The following is a 13,739-nucleotide window of genomic DNA, read 5'->3' as shown; positions in this document are numbered from 1 at the left end:
GTGCTGGAAATCAAGCGGTTCCCGTTTATCCGGAAAAGCCGTAATTCCAGCCAAAAACCCGGGCGATTGTCGCCAGAATCTTAACTTTGTCGGTCGTGCCAAACCCAGCCCCGCCAAGGGTGTTACCCGTTGCCGGGGACGACACAAAACCCTGCCTTATGAAAATGAAGCGCTCCCTGCTGTTGTTGCCTATCCTGTGGTGTTCCCTGGCCACCGCCCAGGTCAAGATAGGCGATAACCCCCAAAACATCGGCCCGGCTTCCCTGCTGGAACTGGAAAGCACTGACCGCGTCCTGGTCATCACCCGGGTCACCACCGCCCAAATGGATGCCATCACCCCTTCCCGCGGGGGCCTGGTTTACAATACGGAAGAAGACTGCCTTTTCTACCACAACGGGCAGCGGTGGATCAACCTCTGCGAGGCCCTGGGGCTTTCCTTTACCGCAGAAGCCATCGTAAATGACTTCCCCACCATCGCGATTACCCGCCTGGGCGATACCGTGAATTTTGAGGTGGGGCAGATCCGGGGTGAAAACATCGTAGACAGAAGTATTCGGGGGAATGATATTGGAATTGATGTTGTTGACCAATCCAATATTGCCCCAGATGCCATAGGGACTTCAGAACTGGCGGATAATGCCGTTACCCCGGAAGAGTTGGATTTAAATCTGGTTACCCTGGGCACTTTTACCAACGATGTGGGATATCTAACCAGCGTAGACCTCCAGGCAGCTGCAATAGGCTACGATCCCACCGCATCCGGGCTCGTAGCAACCAACGTACAGGAGGCCCTCGACGTCCTGGACACCAATGTGGACACCATTGGCCTGGTGCCCTTAGGGGATGGGACCTATGAATTCACGGATGGGGCGGGAATCAGTACGGTAATCAATACCAACGGGCTGATCATTTCGGGAACCATAGCCGGGAATCCCATCGCGATCCTGACCAGTGCAGACGCCTCCAGCGAGGTGATCAATGAAACCATTACTAGCCTTTCAGACAATGGAGATGGAGCGATTACCTTCACCGGGGAAGATGGGCTCCCCCAAACGGTGGCCAAGGCGAATCTCACTACACCAGGCAATGGAGCCTATACCTTTACCAACAACGACGGCACCGACCTGACCTTTGACCTCAACGCCGCGGCCCTGCCCTTCAATAATGCTACCAACGGGTTTGCGGCAAACAGCGTTCAGGAAGCCATCGAGGAAGTACAGAATGGCAGCTCTGACAACCAGGACCTTGCCAATGTCCTGGCCCAGGGCAATGATGCGGGGGGTGTTTTGATCAGAAATATCCTGGATCCCGAACTGGCGCAGGATGCCGCCACACGAGCTTTTGTGGAAGAGGCCATCATTGATCTTGTGGGGTCCGGAGAGGGCGATGCCCCGAATGAATATAATGTAAGTTTTGCGGTGGTGGGGGATAGCCTGGTGATCCGGGATGCCCAGACTTCTTATGCAGTAGGGTTAAATCAGTTGGACCTACAAGATATCAGTACGGATAATACCCCCGGAAATATCAGCATTGACAACGGAAGTACACTAATTCTTAATGTGGATGACGCTGATAGTAACCCTGCCAACGAAAATCAAACCGTCTCTGCCGGAACAGGAATAATTATAAATCAGATTGACCAGAATTTTGAAGTGATCAATGATGCACCTGATCAGGAAATTACGCTTGCCGATGGCGGTAGCGGAAATGTGACCATTGGAGGGGGATATCCTAATTTTACAATTGATGTAACTTCTGCTATACCCACGGGAACTCCAGGTTCTATTTTTTTCTCTGACGGTGCGGGTAGTTTAGTAGAAAACAACGCGCAGCTATTTTGGGATAACTTAGAGTTAAAATTATATGTTGGAAATCAGGTAATAACAGATAGTGACGTTAAGCTAAACGTAGGTGGTACAATCAGGACACAATTCATAAAAGGTGCTTCGGGTTCCTCAGGACTCCCTACCTATCGATTCAATGACAATCAGGATACTGGAATGTATTTAGAAGATGCTAGCGGTATACTAGCTTTTTCAACGAATAATATAGAAGCTCTTAGGATAGATAACATCCAAAACGTAGGAATCCAACAGGCTTCCCCGTCCTCTGCATTGCATCTTGGCGGTTCTTTTGCCACTCCAATTCGGTCCGAGGCAACTAATGTTACCTTGACGGAAGCGGACCATACCGTTATACTTGAAACCGGGGTCACCCTATTAACGTTACCCCCAGCCGACATTTCAAACGCCGGGAGAATTTATATCATAAAGAATAAAACTGGGGTGAATGTGCCGACGAATTTGAATTATCTGGATTTAAATGGTATTGCCTCAAATGACATAGCCCCTGGGGTGATTTGGCTTCAAAGTGATGGAATTGGGAATTGGGAACAAATTAATTAGATGAGAAGTTTAACCCTTTTATTTTTAACCTTTTGGGGGCTTGCTTCTGCCCAACCCGCCCTGCAGCACTACGGTGGCATGCAGTTGCACGAAGGCGCTGAGGTAGGGCTCTTTACCAGCTTTATCAACCAGGCGCCCTTTGAGCAAGAGGCGGGCCGGGTAGGCTTTTACGGGGCGGACCTGATCCGGGTCTCGGGGGATTTCGCCCCGGTATTTTACGACGTGGAAATATTCCTCGACCGCTTTGTGGATGTAGAGACCTCCTTCAGCGTGGCCAACGCCCTGGATTTTTTCGAGGGCGATTTCGTTACCGACAAATCCCTGCCCGAAAGGTACGTGGCCCTGCTGCAACAGGCCGCTGTGAATGGAGCCGGCAATGCGTCCAAAGTAAACGGATACGCCCTGGCGATCAACCAGAACCGGATGGTCTTCCCCGTGGGGGATGCCTCCGAATACCGGCGCCTGACCCTGGAGGGGGAAACGTTTCCTTTGGCCAAATGCGCATACTTCCGGGAAGACCCCAATAACCCCAGTGCCTTTCCCCCCTTTCGCACCGACCTGCTGCCGAGGACCCTGGCTGCCATATCTACTGCTGAATTCTGGAGGCTGGAAGGCGGAAACACCGGGCAGGTCACCCTCACCTGGAACCCAAACAGCAACCTGGGGGCCCTGGCCGAAACGGTATCGGGCATCGTACTGGTGGGCTGGAGCAAAGCCGCCGGGAGGTGGGAGCCCCTGGGTACCCGCTCGGTGGCCGGCGACCTGCAGAACGGGTTTGCCCTTTCGGAGCCTATCGTACCGGATGCCTTTGAGGTGATCACCTTCGGTAGTCTGGCAGAACCAGAGGAATTGCTCACCCTCGACAATTTTTTCCTAAGCCCCAACGGGGACGGGATCAACGATGTGCTGGTGATTGAAGCGCTAGCCAATTCGCCCAACAACCTCCTCCAGATCTTCGACCGGAGGGGGCTGAAAGTATTCGAGCGGCAAAACTATACCAACGAATTCGACGGCGTAGCCAATGTGGACGGCCTGGTGGTCAACCGGGAAGCAGGCCTTCCGGAAGGGGTGTATTTCTACCTGGTGCAACTGCTGGACCTCGGCCTGGAATACCAGGGATTCCTTTATCTGGACCGTTAAGGGGCCGACACGAAAGTATCCGGTTTTGTTTTCCGGCATTTTTCATACCTTCGGGAGGCCGAGCAGGATGCATGGGCCCGGGACCCGGAAAGGGCCCTGCCCGAAGGACAGGGCCGGATAATAAACCTTTAGGAATGAAGCGAAGAAAATTTCTTAAGAACAGCGGCCTCAGCGGGCTGGCCCTGGGCCTCCCTGCCTTTCCCCTGTGGGCCGCGCAGCGCGAGTTTACCGTGGAGGAACTTACGGGAAAAGCCGACCTGGACCTGTATGGGGAGGGGATCAACCTGAGGAAAGAAGCGCACGACGCTTTTTTGGAAATGAAAAAAGCTGCCTACCAGGATGGGATCAGCCTCAAGGTGGTCAGCAGCTATCGCAGTTATGACCGCCAAAGGACCATCTTTGAGCAAAAATACCTGGCCTATACCGAAGAGGGGATGGAACCTCTCGAGGCTATTGACAAAATCGTGGAATATTCCACCATCCCCGGCACCAGCAGGCATCATTGGGGTACCGATGCCGACCTGATCGACGACTCAAAACCGGCCTCCGGCGATGTGCTGGACCCTGAAAAATTCGAAGACGGGGGCCCCTTCGAAGACTTCCGTAAGTGGATGGAAGAACACGCCAACACCTACGGGTTTTACCTGGTCTACACCAACAACCCCCGCCGGCGCGGCTTCAGGTACGAACCCTGGCATTACAGCTACGCCCCCCTGTCGGTCCCCATGCTTTCCGACTTCCGCAAGATGAATATCCTGCGGATCCTGGAAGGGGACGACTTCCTTGGGAGCGAGTACCTGACCACTGGTTTTATCCGGTCGTACATCACCGATAACATCCTCGACATCAACCCGGAATTGCTTTAGGGAGCCTTTGCCATTTTCAACGGCATTTCTTTTTCCGGATATGGCGGGAAGAAGCCCGAAACGACACCGCGTTCCCCGCGGGCCGATACAGCCTTTGCCCTGATGGCCGCTTCGTGCCTATTTGTGCAGCTATCGGGAAATACCGCACTTAGGTCGAAAGCCTGTGCGGCATTGGGGGCAGACCGGGATATTTTTGTACTTTAGTTGTCCCCCCAAATCCGAACCGGTTAGATTTAACCCCTTATAGCTTGGCTTTAACCCCTTAAAGACACTATATGGGAACCCTGATCCACTTTAAAAACCTGTACCTGCACGCCTTTGACAACTGCAAGCCCACCTATGTGGTGTATCTGCTCAAGGCGTATTCCCTGTTCTGTGCCCTGATGATCACCATGGCCATCTATGCCTTTTTTTACCGGGCATTTACCGGCTTTGAATTCTGACATAGCCCTGCTGCAGATAGCCCCGCAGGAATACTAAAAAAGGACCCCGGTTTCGGCCAGGGTCCTTTTTTGATTGATGAACACCCTCCATAGCCCACCCCTCCGCCTTTTTTAACGCCCTTTCCCGGACGGCAAGGCCCACGCCCTTCCCAAAATTGGGTCCATTACTGGCAAACCTGCACAATTCCTGTTATTTTTGAATCCTGATAATACTCCGACCCATGAACAAGAAAGTGGTTTTGATGATTTTAGATGGTTGGGGTAAGTCCCCCGACCCCAAGGTTTCCGCCATAGCGCAGGCCCATACCCCCTTCATGGACTCCCTTTATAAAAAGTACCCTAATGCCACCCTGCTGACCGACGGGATGAACGTGGGCCTGCCGGAGGGGCAGATGGGCAACTCCGAAGTGGGCCACATGAACCTGGGGGCCGGACGGATTGTCTACCAGGACCTGGCCCGCATCAACAAGGCCATCCGCGAAAACACCCTGAAAGACGAACCGACGCTCCAGGAGGCTTTTGCCTATGCCCGGGAACACTCAAAGCCCGTCCATTTCCTGGGGCTTTTGAGCGATGGCGGGGTACACAGCCATACAGAGCATCTGAAGGGTCTTATCGCGGCTGCAGCAGCAAGCGGGGTGGCCCAATCCTTTGTGCACGCCTTTACGGATGGCCGGGATGTGGACCCAAAGAGCGGCCGGGGTTTTGTTGCCGACCTGATGGCCTATTGCCAGGATAAGCCGTGCCGGCTCGCGTCCATCATCGGGCGGTACTACGCCATGGATCGGGATAAACGATGGGAAAGGGTAAAGCTCGCCTACGACCTGCTGGTCCATGGGAAGGGGACTCCCACCGGGGACCCCGTAGCCGCCCTGGAGGAAAGTTATGGAAACGGGGTGACGGATGAATTCATCAAGCCTGTTGTGGTCACAGGGCCTGCGGGCGACCCCCTGGCTACCCTCAGGGACGGGGATGTGGTCATTTTCTTCAATTTCCGCACCGACCGGGGCCGGGAACTTACCCAGGCCCTGAGCCAGGAAGCGTTCCCTGAACAGGGGATGAAGCCCCTGGAGCTGTACTATGTTACCATGACCAATTACGACGATACCTTCCGGGATGTCAGGGTGGTCTATGACAAAGAAAATATCAGGGAAACCCTGGGCGAGGTGATTTCCCGGGCGGGGAAAAAACAGATCCGGATTGCAGAGACGGAAAAATACCCCCACGTGACCTTCTTTTTCAATGGCGGCCGGGAAGTCCCTTTCGAAGGGGAACAGCGGATCCTCTGCCCTTCCCCTAAGGTGGCCACCTACGACCTGAAACCGGAAATGAGCGCCTATGAGGTGCGGGATGCCATTGTACCCGAATTGGAAAGGGAATCGGCCGACTTTGTCTGCCTGAACTTTGCCAACCCCGACATGGTAGGCCACACGGGCAGTATGCCTGCGGCCATCAAGGCCTGCGAAACTGTCGACCGCTGCGCCCATGACGTGGTTGAAACCGCCCTGGAGCACGGGTACACCACCCTGGTCATAGCAGACCACGGGAACTGCGATACCATGATTAACCCCGACGGCAGCCCAAACACAGCCCATACCACCAACCCGGTCCCGCTGATCCTGGTCGATCCGGACCGCAAAAGCATCCGGCCCGGGGTACTGGGCGACATCGCCCCCACCATCCTGGAAATCATGGGCATCCCCCAACCCGCAGTCATGACGCAAAAATCCCTCCTGTAGCCTTATGAAACCCTTCCTGAAACCACTGGCCGCCGTGGTGAGTGCCCTCCTGTTGGCGATCGCCTGTGCCGAAAAGCCCAAACATACCGCTGTTCGCCTGCCCGACGGGGAAACGGTGATGCTCGTGGGGACCGCCAGCCTCGATTCCCTCAGTAACCCGCCCTTCGACGCCTGGTTCCGCCCGAATTACGAAGCGGCCCAACCCGCCCCTGAAAAAATCAACGCCCTGAAACCCCTGCTGGAAGGGGTGCAGATCCGGGTCTTCGCGGCCACCTGGTGTAAAGACAGCCGGCTGCTGGTACCCAGGCTGATCAAAGTCCTGGAACAGGCCGGTTACCCCCGACAGGAAGTGGAGGTCATCGTCCTGAGCCGGGAGAAAACCACCCCCCTGCACGAGGAAGAGGGGTATGACATCATCAATGTGCCCACCCTTATTTTCTACCGGGATGGGGAGGAACTCAACCGCATTGTGGAGTATGCCATTGAAGACCTGGAATCCGATATGCTGAAAATCCTCAGTGGGGAGCCCTACCAGAACCCCTACGACTGGGACTGACCCCGCCCCGTGGCCCGGGCTGGCCAGTTGCACTTTCTGTCGTATCTTTGCGCCCATGATCCATCCAAAAACTGCCGAAGAGATTGAACTGATGCGGGAAAGCGCCCTGGTGGTCTCCAGGACCCTGGGGATGCTGGCTTCTGAAATCAAACCAGGGGTTACGGGCCTGTACCTCGACCGGCTGGCGGAGGAATTCATCAGGGAACAGGGGGCCACACCCGGTTTCCTGGGCATGTACGATTTCCCCAATACCCTGAACATCAGCCCAAACGCCCAGGTAGTCCACGGCATACCCACCGACGAACCCTTTAAGGAGGGCGATATTGTTTCGGTAGACTGCGGCAGCCTTAAAAACGGGTATTACGGCGACCATGCCTTTACCTTCGAAGTGGGCGAAGTCGCCCCCGAAACCCGGAAATTGCTGCAGGTAACCCGGGAATCCCTTTATGTCGGCATCCGGGAATTCCGGGCGGGAAACCGCGTGGGAGATGTGGGATACGCCATACAGCAATACTGCGAAAGCCACGGCTACGGGGTGGTGCGGGAGCTGGTGGGGCACGGCCTGGGTAAAAAGCTGCACGAAGCCCCCGAAATGCCGAACTACGGCAAACGGGGCCGGGGCAAGATGTTCGTGGAGGGGATGGTTGTGGCCATTGAGCCCATGATTAATATGGGTACCCGGCGCATCCGCCAATTGAAGGACGGCTGGACCATCTTGACCGCCGATGGGAAACCCAGCGCCCACTTCGAGCATAACGTGGCCCTGATCAACGGCAAACCCGAACTGCTCTCCACCTTTCGATATATTTATGAGGCCCTGGGCATCTCAAGCGATGAGGAAGCCGAATTCCGCCAACACCCCATAACTTCCTGAGGTTATAAACCGCCTGTGAAACGAATCTTCAAATGGGTCCTGCGCTTCGTTCCCCGTCCGCTCCTGATCCGGATGAGCTACTGGGTACGCCCCTTGCTGGCCTTCTGGCTTCGGGGCAACCGGTATACCGATCCTATTGACGGACGGTCCTTCCGGAGTTTTTTGCCCTATGGCCATGAGGCCCCCCGCGAAAATGTGCTGTCGCCTTCCACCCTTTCCCTGGAACGGCACCGCCTGCTCTGGCTCTACCTGCAACGGGAAACGGATTTTTTCAGCCGGCCGCTCCGCGTCTTGCATTTTGCCCCGGAACAGGCGTTCTATCACCGTTTCAGGGCCAGCAAAAACCTTGAATACACCACCACAGACCTGAATTCCCCCCTGGCCGAAGTCCATGCCGATATTTGCGACCTCCCTTTTGAAGACCACTCCTTCGATGTGATCCTTTGCAACCACGTCCTGGAACATATCCCCGACGACCGCAGGGCGCTGGCCGAATTGCGGCGGGTCATGAAGCCGGGGGGCTGGGGCATCTTCCAGGTCCCCCAGGACCTCGGGCGGGCAGAAACCCTGGAAGACCCCGGCATCACCGACCGGGAGGAACGCCGCAAAATCTTTGGGCAATACGACCACGTTCGGGTCTACGGGAGGGATTATTTCGACCTCCTCAGGGAGGCCGGCTTCCAGGTGCAGGCCATAGACTACACGAAAAAGTTCAGCCCTGAAGAAGTGGACCGGTACCGCCTGGCCCCGGGAGAGCTTATCCCCCTGGTGGTTAAACCCCCGGCAACAAATCCTTAGCGCAACAGGGCCTCGAAGCCCGGGGTCATGAATTCGCGGGTTTCCCCCTCCCCATCCAGATAGATGAGATACCCCTCCAGTTCGGGGCTTTCCGACAGGAGTTGGCGGGAAGCCTCCAGGTCCATGGCCATAAAGGCGGTGGCGTAGCCATCGGCCACCATGCAGGTTGGCGCCAGTACTGTGGCCGCCAGGATGTTGGCGTTTCGGGTAAAGCCCGTATGGGGGTCCACGGTGTGTACGTACTTCTGCCCGGTAAGGGAATCGATCCGAAATTTTCGGTAATTGCCCGAGGAAGCCATCGACTGGTCTGCAAGCACAATAATCCGCTTGATGGCACGGCCCTGTTCCACCTGCGGGTCATCAATGCCCACCCTCCAGTCCTGTCCTTTGTCCAGGTTGCCGCCCCGCGCCCTTAGCTCCCCCCCAACTTCCACCAGGTAATCGCGAATGCCCTGCTTCTCGATCATAGCGGCCAGGCGGTCAATGGCATACCCTTTGGCGATGGCGTTAAAATCGAGGCGGATGCCATGGCGCTGCTTCACTACCCGATGGTCGGGGGTAAGGCGGACCTTGTCGAACCCGACGTACTGCAACAGGCTGTCTGCCCGGAGGCTGTCCATCTCAAGGGCCGGCCCCGGCCCAAAGCCCCAGGCGTCCACCAGCACCCCCACGGTAGGGTCAAAATAGCCGCCGGTGCGCCGGTAAATGAGTCCGGAGGCCTCAAAGACTTCCCGGAACTGGGCGTCCACGGCCACAGTCGTATCGCCCCGGTTGATGCGGCTGATGTCGGAATCGGGGAGGTAGGTGGAAAGCGACTGGTTGATCACCCGGAAGACGGAATCGATTCCGGGCTGGAGGTCCATGGTGCCGGGGGCATACAATTTTATGGCATAGGAAGTGCCCAGGGCACCTCCCTGATAGACCTGTTCCCTGAGGAGATCCCCGGGGCGGCACCCCAAAAGGAGCCCCGTTGCGATAAAGGCAAGGAAAAGCCTAAATTTCGATAAGGCCGGCATATTCTACAAGGTATTCCTCGTTGAGGTAAACAGGCAGGCGGCGGTCACGGGCATTGGACAACCCGACTCCGGCGTAGTAGGTACGCGCTTCAAATTTCCCGGCATGTCCCTTTACCCGTTCCATCAGGGAGGCGTCAAACTTCGTGGGGTCCTCAGGAAAGGCTACGGATCGCACCACGATAAAATGCAACTGCTTCTCCCGGAGGCATACAAACTGAGGGTTTTTACCAGGTTTGCTATTCACCCCCATGAACTCAAACCCCTCCTCCTGCAATTGCCTCCCCACGATATTCATGGCCAGGTTATGCAATTCTTGTTCTGTCAGGGGTTTCATAGGATTGCTTTGGATAAAAAAACCGATAGTAAACTACCGGTTTTTGAATTTATTAGGGCAGGTTACCCGCCAAAGTCGTCGAATCGGATATTTTCATCGGGGATTCCAAAGTCCTCGCCCATTTTCTGGACCGCCTTGTTCATCAGGGGCGGGCCGCAGAAATACAGTTCGATATCTTCGGGGGTATCGTGGTGGTTCAGGTAATTTTCGATGACGCAATTGTGGATGAAGCCCACAAACCCGTCGCCGGGCGCATCGATGTTTTCCTTAACCTTCCAGTTATCCTCCTCAAGGGGCTCCGAAAGGGCCATGTAGAATTTGAAATTCGGGAACTCCCTTTCGAGCTCCTTGAAATGGTCTATGTAGAACAGCTCCCTCTTGGAACGCCCCCCATACCAGAAAGTCACCTTCCGGTCGGTCCTGAGGGTTTTAAAGAGGTGGTAGAGGTGGGAACGCATCGGTGCCATCCCGGCCCCTCCGCCCACATAGAGCATTTCCGCCTGGGACTCATTGATAAAGAATTCCCCGAAAGGCCCTGAAATGGTTACTTTGTCGCCAGGCTTGCAGGCGAAGATGTACGAGGAGGCGATTCCGGGGTTAACATTCATCCAGGCGTTCTTGCTCCGGTCCCAGGGCGGGGTGGCAATACGCACGTTCAGCATGATCTCCCGTCCTTCAGCGGGGTACGAGGCCATGGAATAGGCCCGTTCCACGGTTTCGGTATTCTTCATCACCAACGGCCAGAGGTTGAATTTGTCCCACTCGTTGCGAAACTTCTCCGGGTCGTTGTGTTCCTTGGGGTGGGCGGTGATGTCGATATCCTGGTAGCGGATTTCGCAGGGCGGGATTTCGATCTGAATATAGCCGCCCGCCTTGTAGTTCATGTCCTCAGGGATCTCCACCACGAATTCCTTGATAAAGGAGGCCACGTTGAAATTCCTGACCACTGTGGCTTCCCACTTCTTGATCCCGAAGACCTCCTCTGGGATGGTGATGTCCATATCCTGTTTAACCTTCACCTGGCAGGCCAGGCGGGCCCCTTCACTGAGTTCGCGCTTGGAAAAATGTGGCGTCTCGGTGGGCAAAGCTTCCCCGCCCCCGGAAATCACGTGGCACTCACACTGGATGCAGGTCCCCCCGCCCCCGCAAGCGGAAGGAAGGAATATCTTTTGGTTTCCCAGGGTTGCCAACAGGGAATTCCCGGAAGGCACCTGGATTTTTTTCTCCCCATTGATGGTAATGGTCACCGGCCCGGACGGGGCCAGTTTTTCTTTGGTGAACAACAAAAGGGCCACCAGGGCCATGACCAGCACCAGGAAGGCAATGATCGTGATTACAATGGTACCAACCGTAGTTGTAGCTAAAATCATTACTGCTTGTTTAATGCGTCGTTATAGGAAAGGACGGTTTCCTTTGCCTCTTCTTTTTCTTCCTTCATTTCGGGTTTGGCCCCGGCGATAGTGGCTTCTTTCGGTTGCAGCGCTGTTTCAGGAGCCGCCTCGGAACCGCCTTCATCCCCTCCGGTCAGCATCCCCCCGAAACTCTGGAAACCGATGCCCATCAGGCCCGTGATGATAAAGGTGATACCCAGTCCGCGCAGGGGGGGCGGCACATTGGAATACCGGATTTTTTCGCGAATGGCTGCGATAGCCAGGATGGCCAGGAACCAGCCGATACCCGAGCTGATCCCGTAGTTCAGGGCAAGCCCCAGGGTAGCGATTTCCCGGGCCTGCATGAACAGGGAGCCCCCAAGGATCGCGCAGTTTACCGCGATCAGAGGCAGGAAGATCCCGAGGCTGTTGTAAAGGGCCGGGGAAAAGCGCTCCACCACAATTTCCACCAATTGAACCATGGTGGCTATGGTGGCGATAAACATGATAAAGGACAGGAAGCTCAGGTCGTACTCTGCGTACTCCGGGCCCAGCCAGGAGAGCGCTCCCGCCTGCAGGATGTACTGGTCGAGCAACCAGTTCAGGGGCACGGTTACCCCGAGGACAAAAATCACGGCAGCCCCAAGGCCCACCGCGGTCGCCACCTTCTTGGAAACGGCCAGGTAGGAGCACATCCCCAGGAATACGGCGAACACCATATTGTCTATGAAGATCGACTTAAAGAATAATTCTATATGTTCCAACATAATCCGAGGTTTCGTTTAATTCGACTGGTGCTAATTTTCCTCAATCAGGGCCTGGTTGCGTGAACGTTGCACCCAGATGATGAGCCCCACGACAATCAGTGCTGCCGGGGGAAGGATCATAAATCCATTATTTTCGTAGCCTGTGGCGTACAGGCCTGTCCTGGCGATGGGGTCCCCAAGGACCTTGATGCCAAAAAGGGAGCCGGAGCCGAGGAGTTCCCTGAAGAACCCGACGATAATCAGGATGACCCCATAACCGAGGGCATTCCCGATGCCATCCAGGAACGATTTCCAGGGGCCGTTGCCCAGGGCAAAGGCCTCAAAGCGGCCCATGATGATACAGTTGGTGATAATCAGCCCCACGAAGACTGCCAGGGTCTTGCTCAGCTCATAGGCGAAGGCCTTGAGGACCTGGTCGACGATGATCACCAGGGTGGCAACCACCACCAGTTGAACAATAATCCGTATTTTGGAGGGGATGATGTTCCGCATCAGGGAAATCACCACGTTCCCCAGGCCCAGTACAAAGACCACCGACAGGGCCATCACCACGGAGGCCTTCAGTTCAGCTGTAATGGCCAGGGCGGAGCAAATCCCCAGCACCTGTATGGTGATGGGGTTATTGTCCGCAAGGGGATCCAGGATCAGGTTTGCGTCTTTCTTGGATAACAGTCCCATATTATTTCGTGCTTATTGATTGTAGATAGTCCTTGTAGAGGTTCAGGCTTTCGGAAATCATGGCCGTGACCCCGTTTCCGGTAATGGTGGCTCCTGCCAGGGCATCGACCTGGTTGTCCTGCTTGTCGTTGTTCACCGGGTCGTTGTTTCCCTTGACCACCCCGATACCCACAAGGCGTCCGTTGTTGACAATGGATTCCCCAATGAAGTCATCCATAAAAAAGCGTTCCTTGATGTTGGACCCGAGCCCCGGGGTCTCCCCCTTGTGGTCAAAATAAACCCCCTGGACCACCATGTTCTCATCAAGGGCCATAAAGCCCCAGATAGCGTCCCATAGGCCCTTGCCGTACATGGGCAGGATATGGTAGGTCTTCCCGTCCTTCTCCCCGATAAATACCGGCAACCTGGGGGTTTGACCGCTTTTCTTCGCAGCCAGCTCCTTTTTAATGTCGATCAGGTACGCCTGGTCGTCGCGGGTGATCTGGTCGCCACTGATTACCAGCTGTTCCCTGATGTGCTGGGAGAACACCTCTTCAACCCGGTCGGTAGGGATAAAATCCACGGAACCCGGGCCCTCGTTTTCATTCACACCAAGGGCATAGAGGATGTTCTGCTGCTTTTCAAACCGCTCGTTCTCGCGAATCAGCGGTTTCAGGCCGGAGGCCAGGTACGCCAGGATGGAACCCACCACGACTACCATGAGGGTGGCAAATAGTACCGTATAAACGTTCTTATCCGTATTGACAGCCATAA

14 protein-coding genes are annotated in these 13,739 nt (G+C 55.4%); 8 read left to right on the top strand and 6 right to left on the bottom strand.

Annotated features, from left to right (window positions below; genetic code table 11):
* The first annotated feature begins 158 nt into the window (after positions 1-158).
* From NG653_RS08130 to NG653_RS08095, 8 genes are all read left to right on the top strand, one after another.
* Positions 159-2,405 carry a phage tail-like protein gene (locus tag NG653_RS08130; protein ID WP_252741197.1) on the top strand — a complete coding sequence of 749 codons (2,247 nt, stop codon included), beginning with the start codon at positions 159-161 and terminating at the stop codon, positions 2,403-2,405.
* Positions 2,406-3,545 (top strand): T9SS type B sorting domain-containing protein, encoded by a 1,140-nt coding sequence (locus NG653_RS08125; RefSeq protein WP_252741196.1) that lies wholly within the window; start codon positions 2,406-2,408, stop codon positions 3,543-3,545.
* A 134-nt stretch (positions 3,546-3,679) separates the two neighbouring features.
* The gene (locus tag NG653_RS08120; RefSeq protein WP_252741195.1) at positions 3,680-4,411 is read left to right on the top strand and encodes a M15 family metallopeptidase; all 732 of its coding nucleotides are present in this window, start codon (positions 3,680-3,682) and stop codon (positions 4,409-4,411) included.
* 275 nt (positions 4,412-4,686) lie between these two features.
* Positions 4,687-4,854: a DUF6747 family protein gene (locus NG653_RS08115; RefSeq protein ID WP_252741194.1), complete on the top strand. Its 168-nt coding sequence runs from the start codon at positions 4,687-4,689 to the stop codon at positions 4,852-4,854.
* Between the two features lie 221 nt (positions 4,855-5,075).
* Positions 5,076-6,593, top strand: coding sequence for a 2,3-bisphosphoglycerate-independent phosphoglycerate mutase (gene gpmI / locus NG653_RS08110; RefSeq protein ID WP_252741193.1), 1,518 nt, complete (start codon positions 5,076-5,078; stop codon positions 6,591-6,593).
* Between the two features lie 4 nt (positions 6,594-6,597).
* Positions 6,598-7,149, top strand: coding sequence for a thioredoxin family protein (locus NG653_RS08105; protein ID WP_252741192.1), 552 nt, complete (start codon positions 6,598-6,600; stop codon positions 7,147-7,149).
* A 55-nt stretch (positions 7,150-7,204) separates the two neighbouring features.
* Positions 7,205-8,023 (top strand): type I methionyl aminopeptidase, encoded by an 819-nt coding sequence (gene map, locus NG653_RS08100; RefSeq protein WP_252741191.1) that lies wholly within the window; start codon positions 7,205-7,207, stop codon positions 8,021-8,023.
* A gap of 15 nt (positions 8,024-8,038) precedes the next feature.
* A complete protein-coding gene (locus tag NG653_RS08095) occupies positions 8,039-8,821 on the top strand; it encodes a class I SAM-dependent methyltransferase (RefSeq protein ID WP_252741190.1) in 783 nt (260 codons plus the stop codon).
* On the opposite strand, the gene NG653_RS08090 is transcribed toward NG653_RS08095, so the two are convergent.
* The 6 genes from NG653_RS08090 to NG653_RS08065 all read right to left on the bottom strand — a co-directional run bounded on the left by NG653_RS08090 (position 8,818) and on the right by NG653_RS08065 (position 13,737).
* Positions 8,818-9,837 (bottom strand): FAD:protein FMN transferase, encoded by a 1,020-nt coding sequence (locus tag NG653_RS08090; protein ID WP_252741189.1) that lies wholly within the window; start codon positions 9,835-9,837, stop codon positions 8,818-8,820. The genes NG653_RS08095 and NG653_RS08090 overlap by 4 nt on opposite strands.
* Positions 9,815-10,171 (bottom strand): DUF8840 domain-containing protein, encoded by a 357-nt coding sequence (locus NG653_RS08085; protein ID WP_252741188.1) that lies wholly within the window; start codon positions 10,169-10,171, stop codon positions 9,815-9,817. The genes NG653_RS08090 and NG653_RS08085 overlap by 23 nt, the downstream gene beginning before the upstream one ends.
* Positions 10,172-10,233: 62 nt before the next feature.
* Positions 10,234-11,541, bottom strand: coding sequence for an NADH:ubiquinone reductase (Na(+)-transporting) subunit F (gene nqrF, locus NG653_RS08080; protein WP_252741187.1), 1,308 nt, complete (start codon positions 11,539-11,541; stop codon positions 10,234-10,236).
* Positions 11,541-12,308, bottom strand: coding sequence for an NADH:ubiquinone reductase (Na(+)-transporting) subunit E (gene nqrE, locus NG653_RS08075; RefSeq protein WP_252741186.1), 768 nt, complete (start codon positions 12,306-12,308; stop codon positions 11,541-11,543). The genes nqrF and nqrE overlap by 1 nt, the downstream gene beginning before the upstream one ends.
* A gap of 30 nt (positions 12,309-12,338) precedes the next feature.
* Entirely contained in the window at positions 12,339-12,986 is a 648-nt protein-coding gene (locus NG653_RS08070) for an NADH:ubiquinone reductase (Na(+)-transporting) subunit D (protein WP_252741185.1), read from the bottom strand.
* Between the two features lies 1 nt (position 12,987).
* On the bottom strand, positions 12,988-13,737 hold the full coding sequence (locus NG653_RS08065; RefSeq protein WP_252741184.1) for a Na(+)-translocating NADH-quinone reductase subunit C: 750 nt from the start codon (positions 13,735-13,737) through the stop codon (positions 12,988-12,990).
* Positions 13,738-13,739: the final 2 nt, after the last annotated feature.

Source organism: Robiginitalea marina, assembly GCF_024006985.1.
GTDB lineage: Bacteria > Bacteroidota > Bacteroidia > Flavobacteriales > Flavobacteriaceae > Robiginitalea > Robiginitalea marina.
Note: the sequence above shows the minus strand (reverse complement) of the source record. Positions and strands in the feature narration are given on the sequence as shown.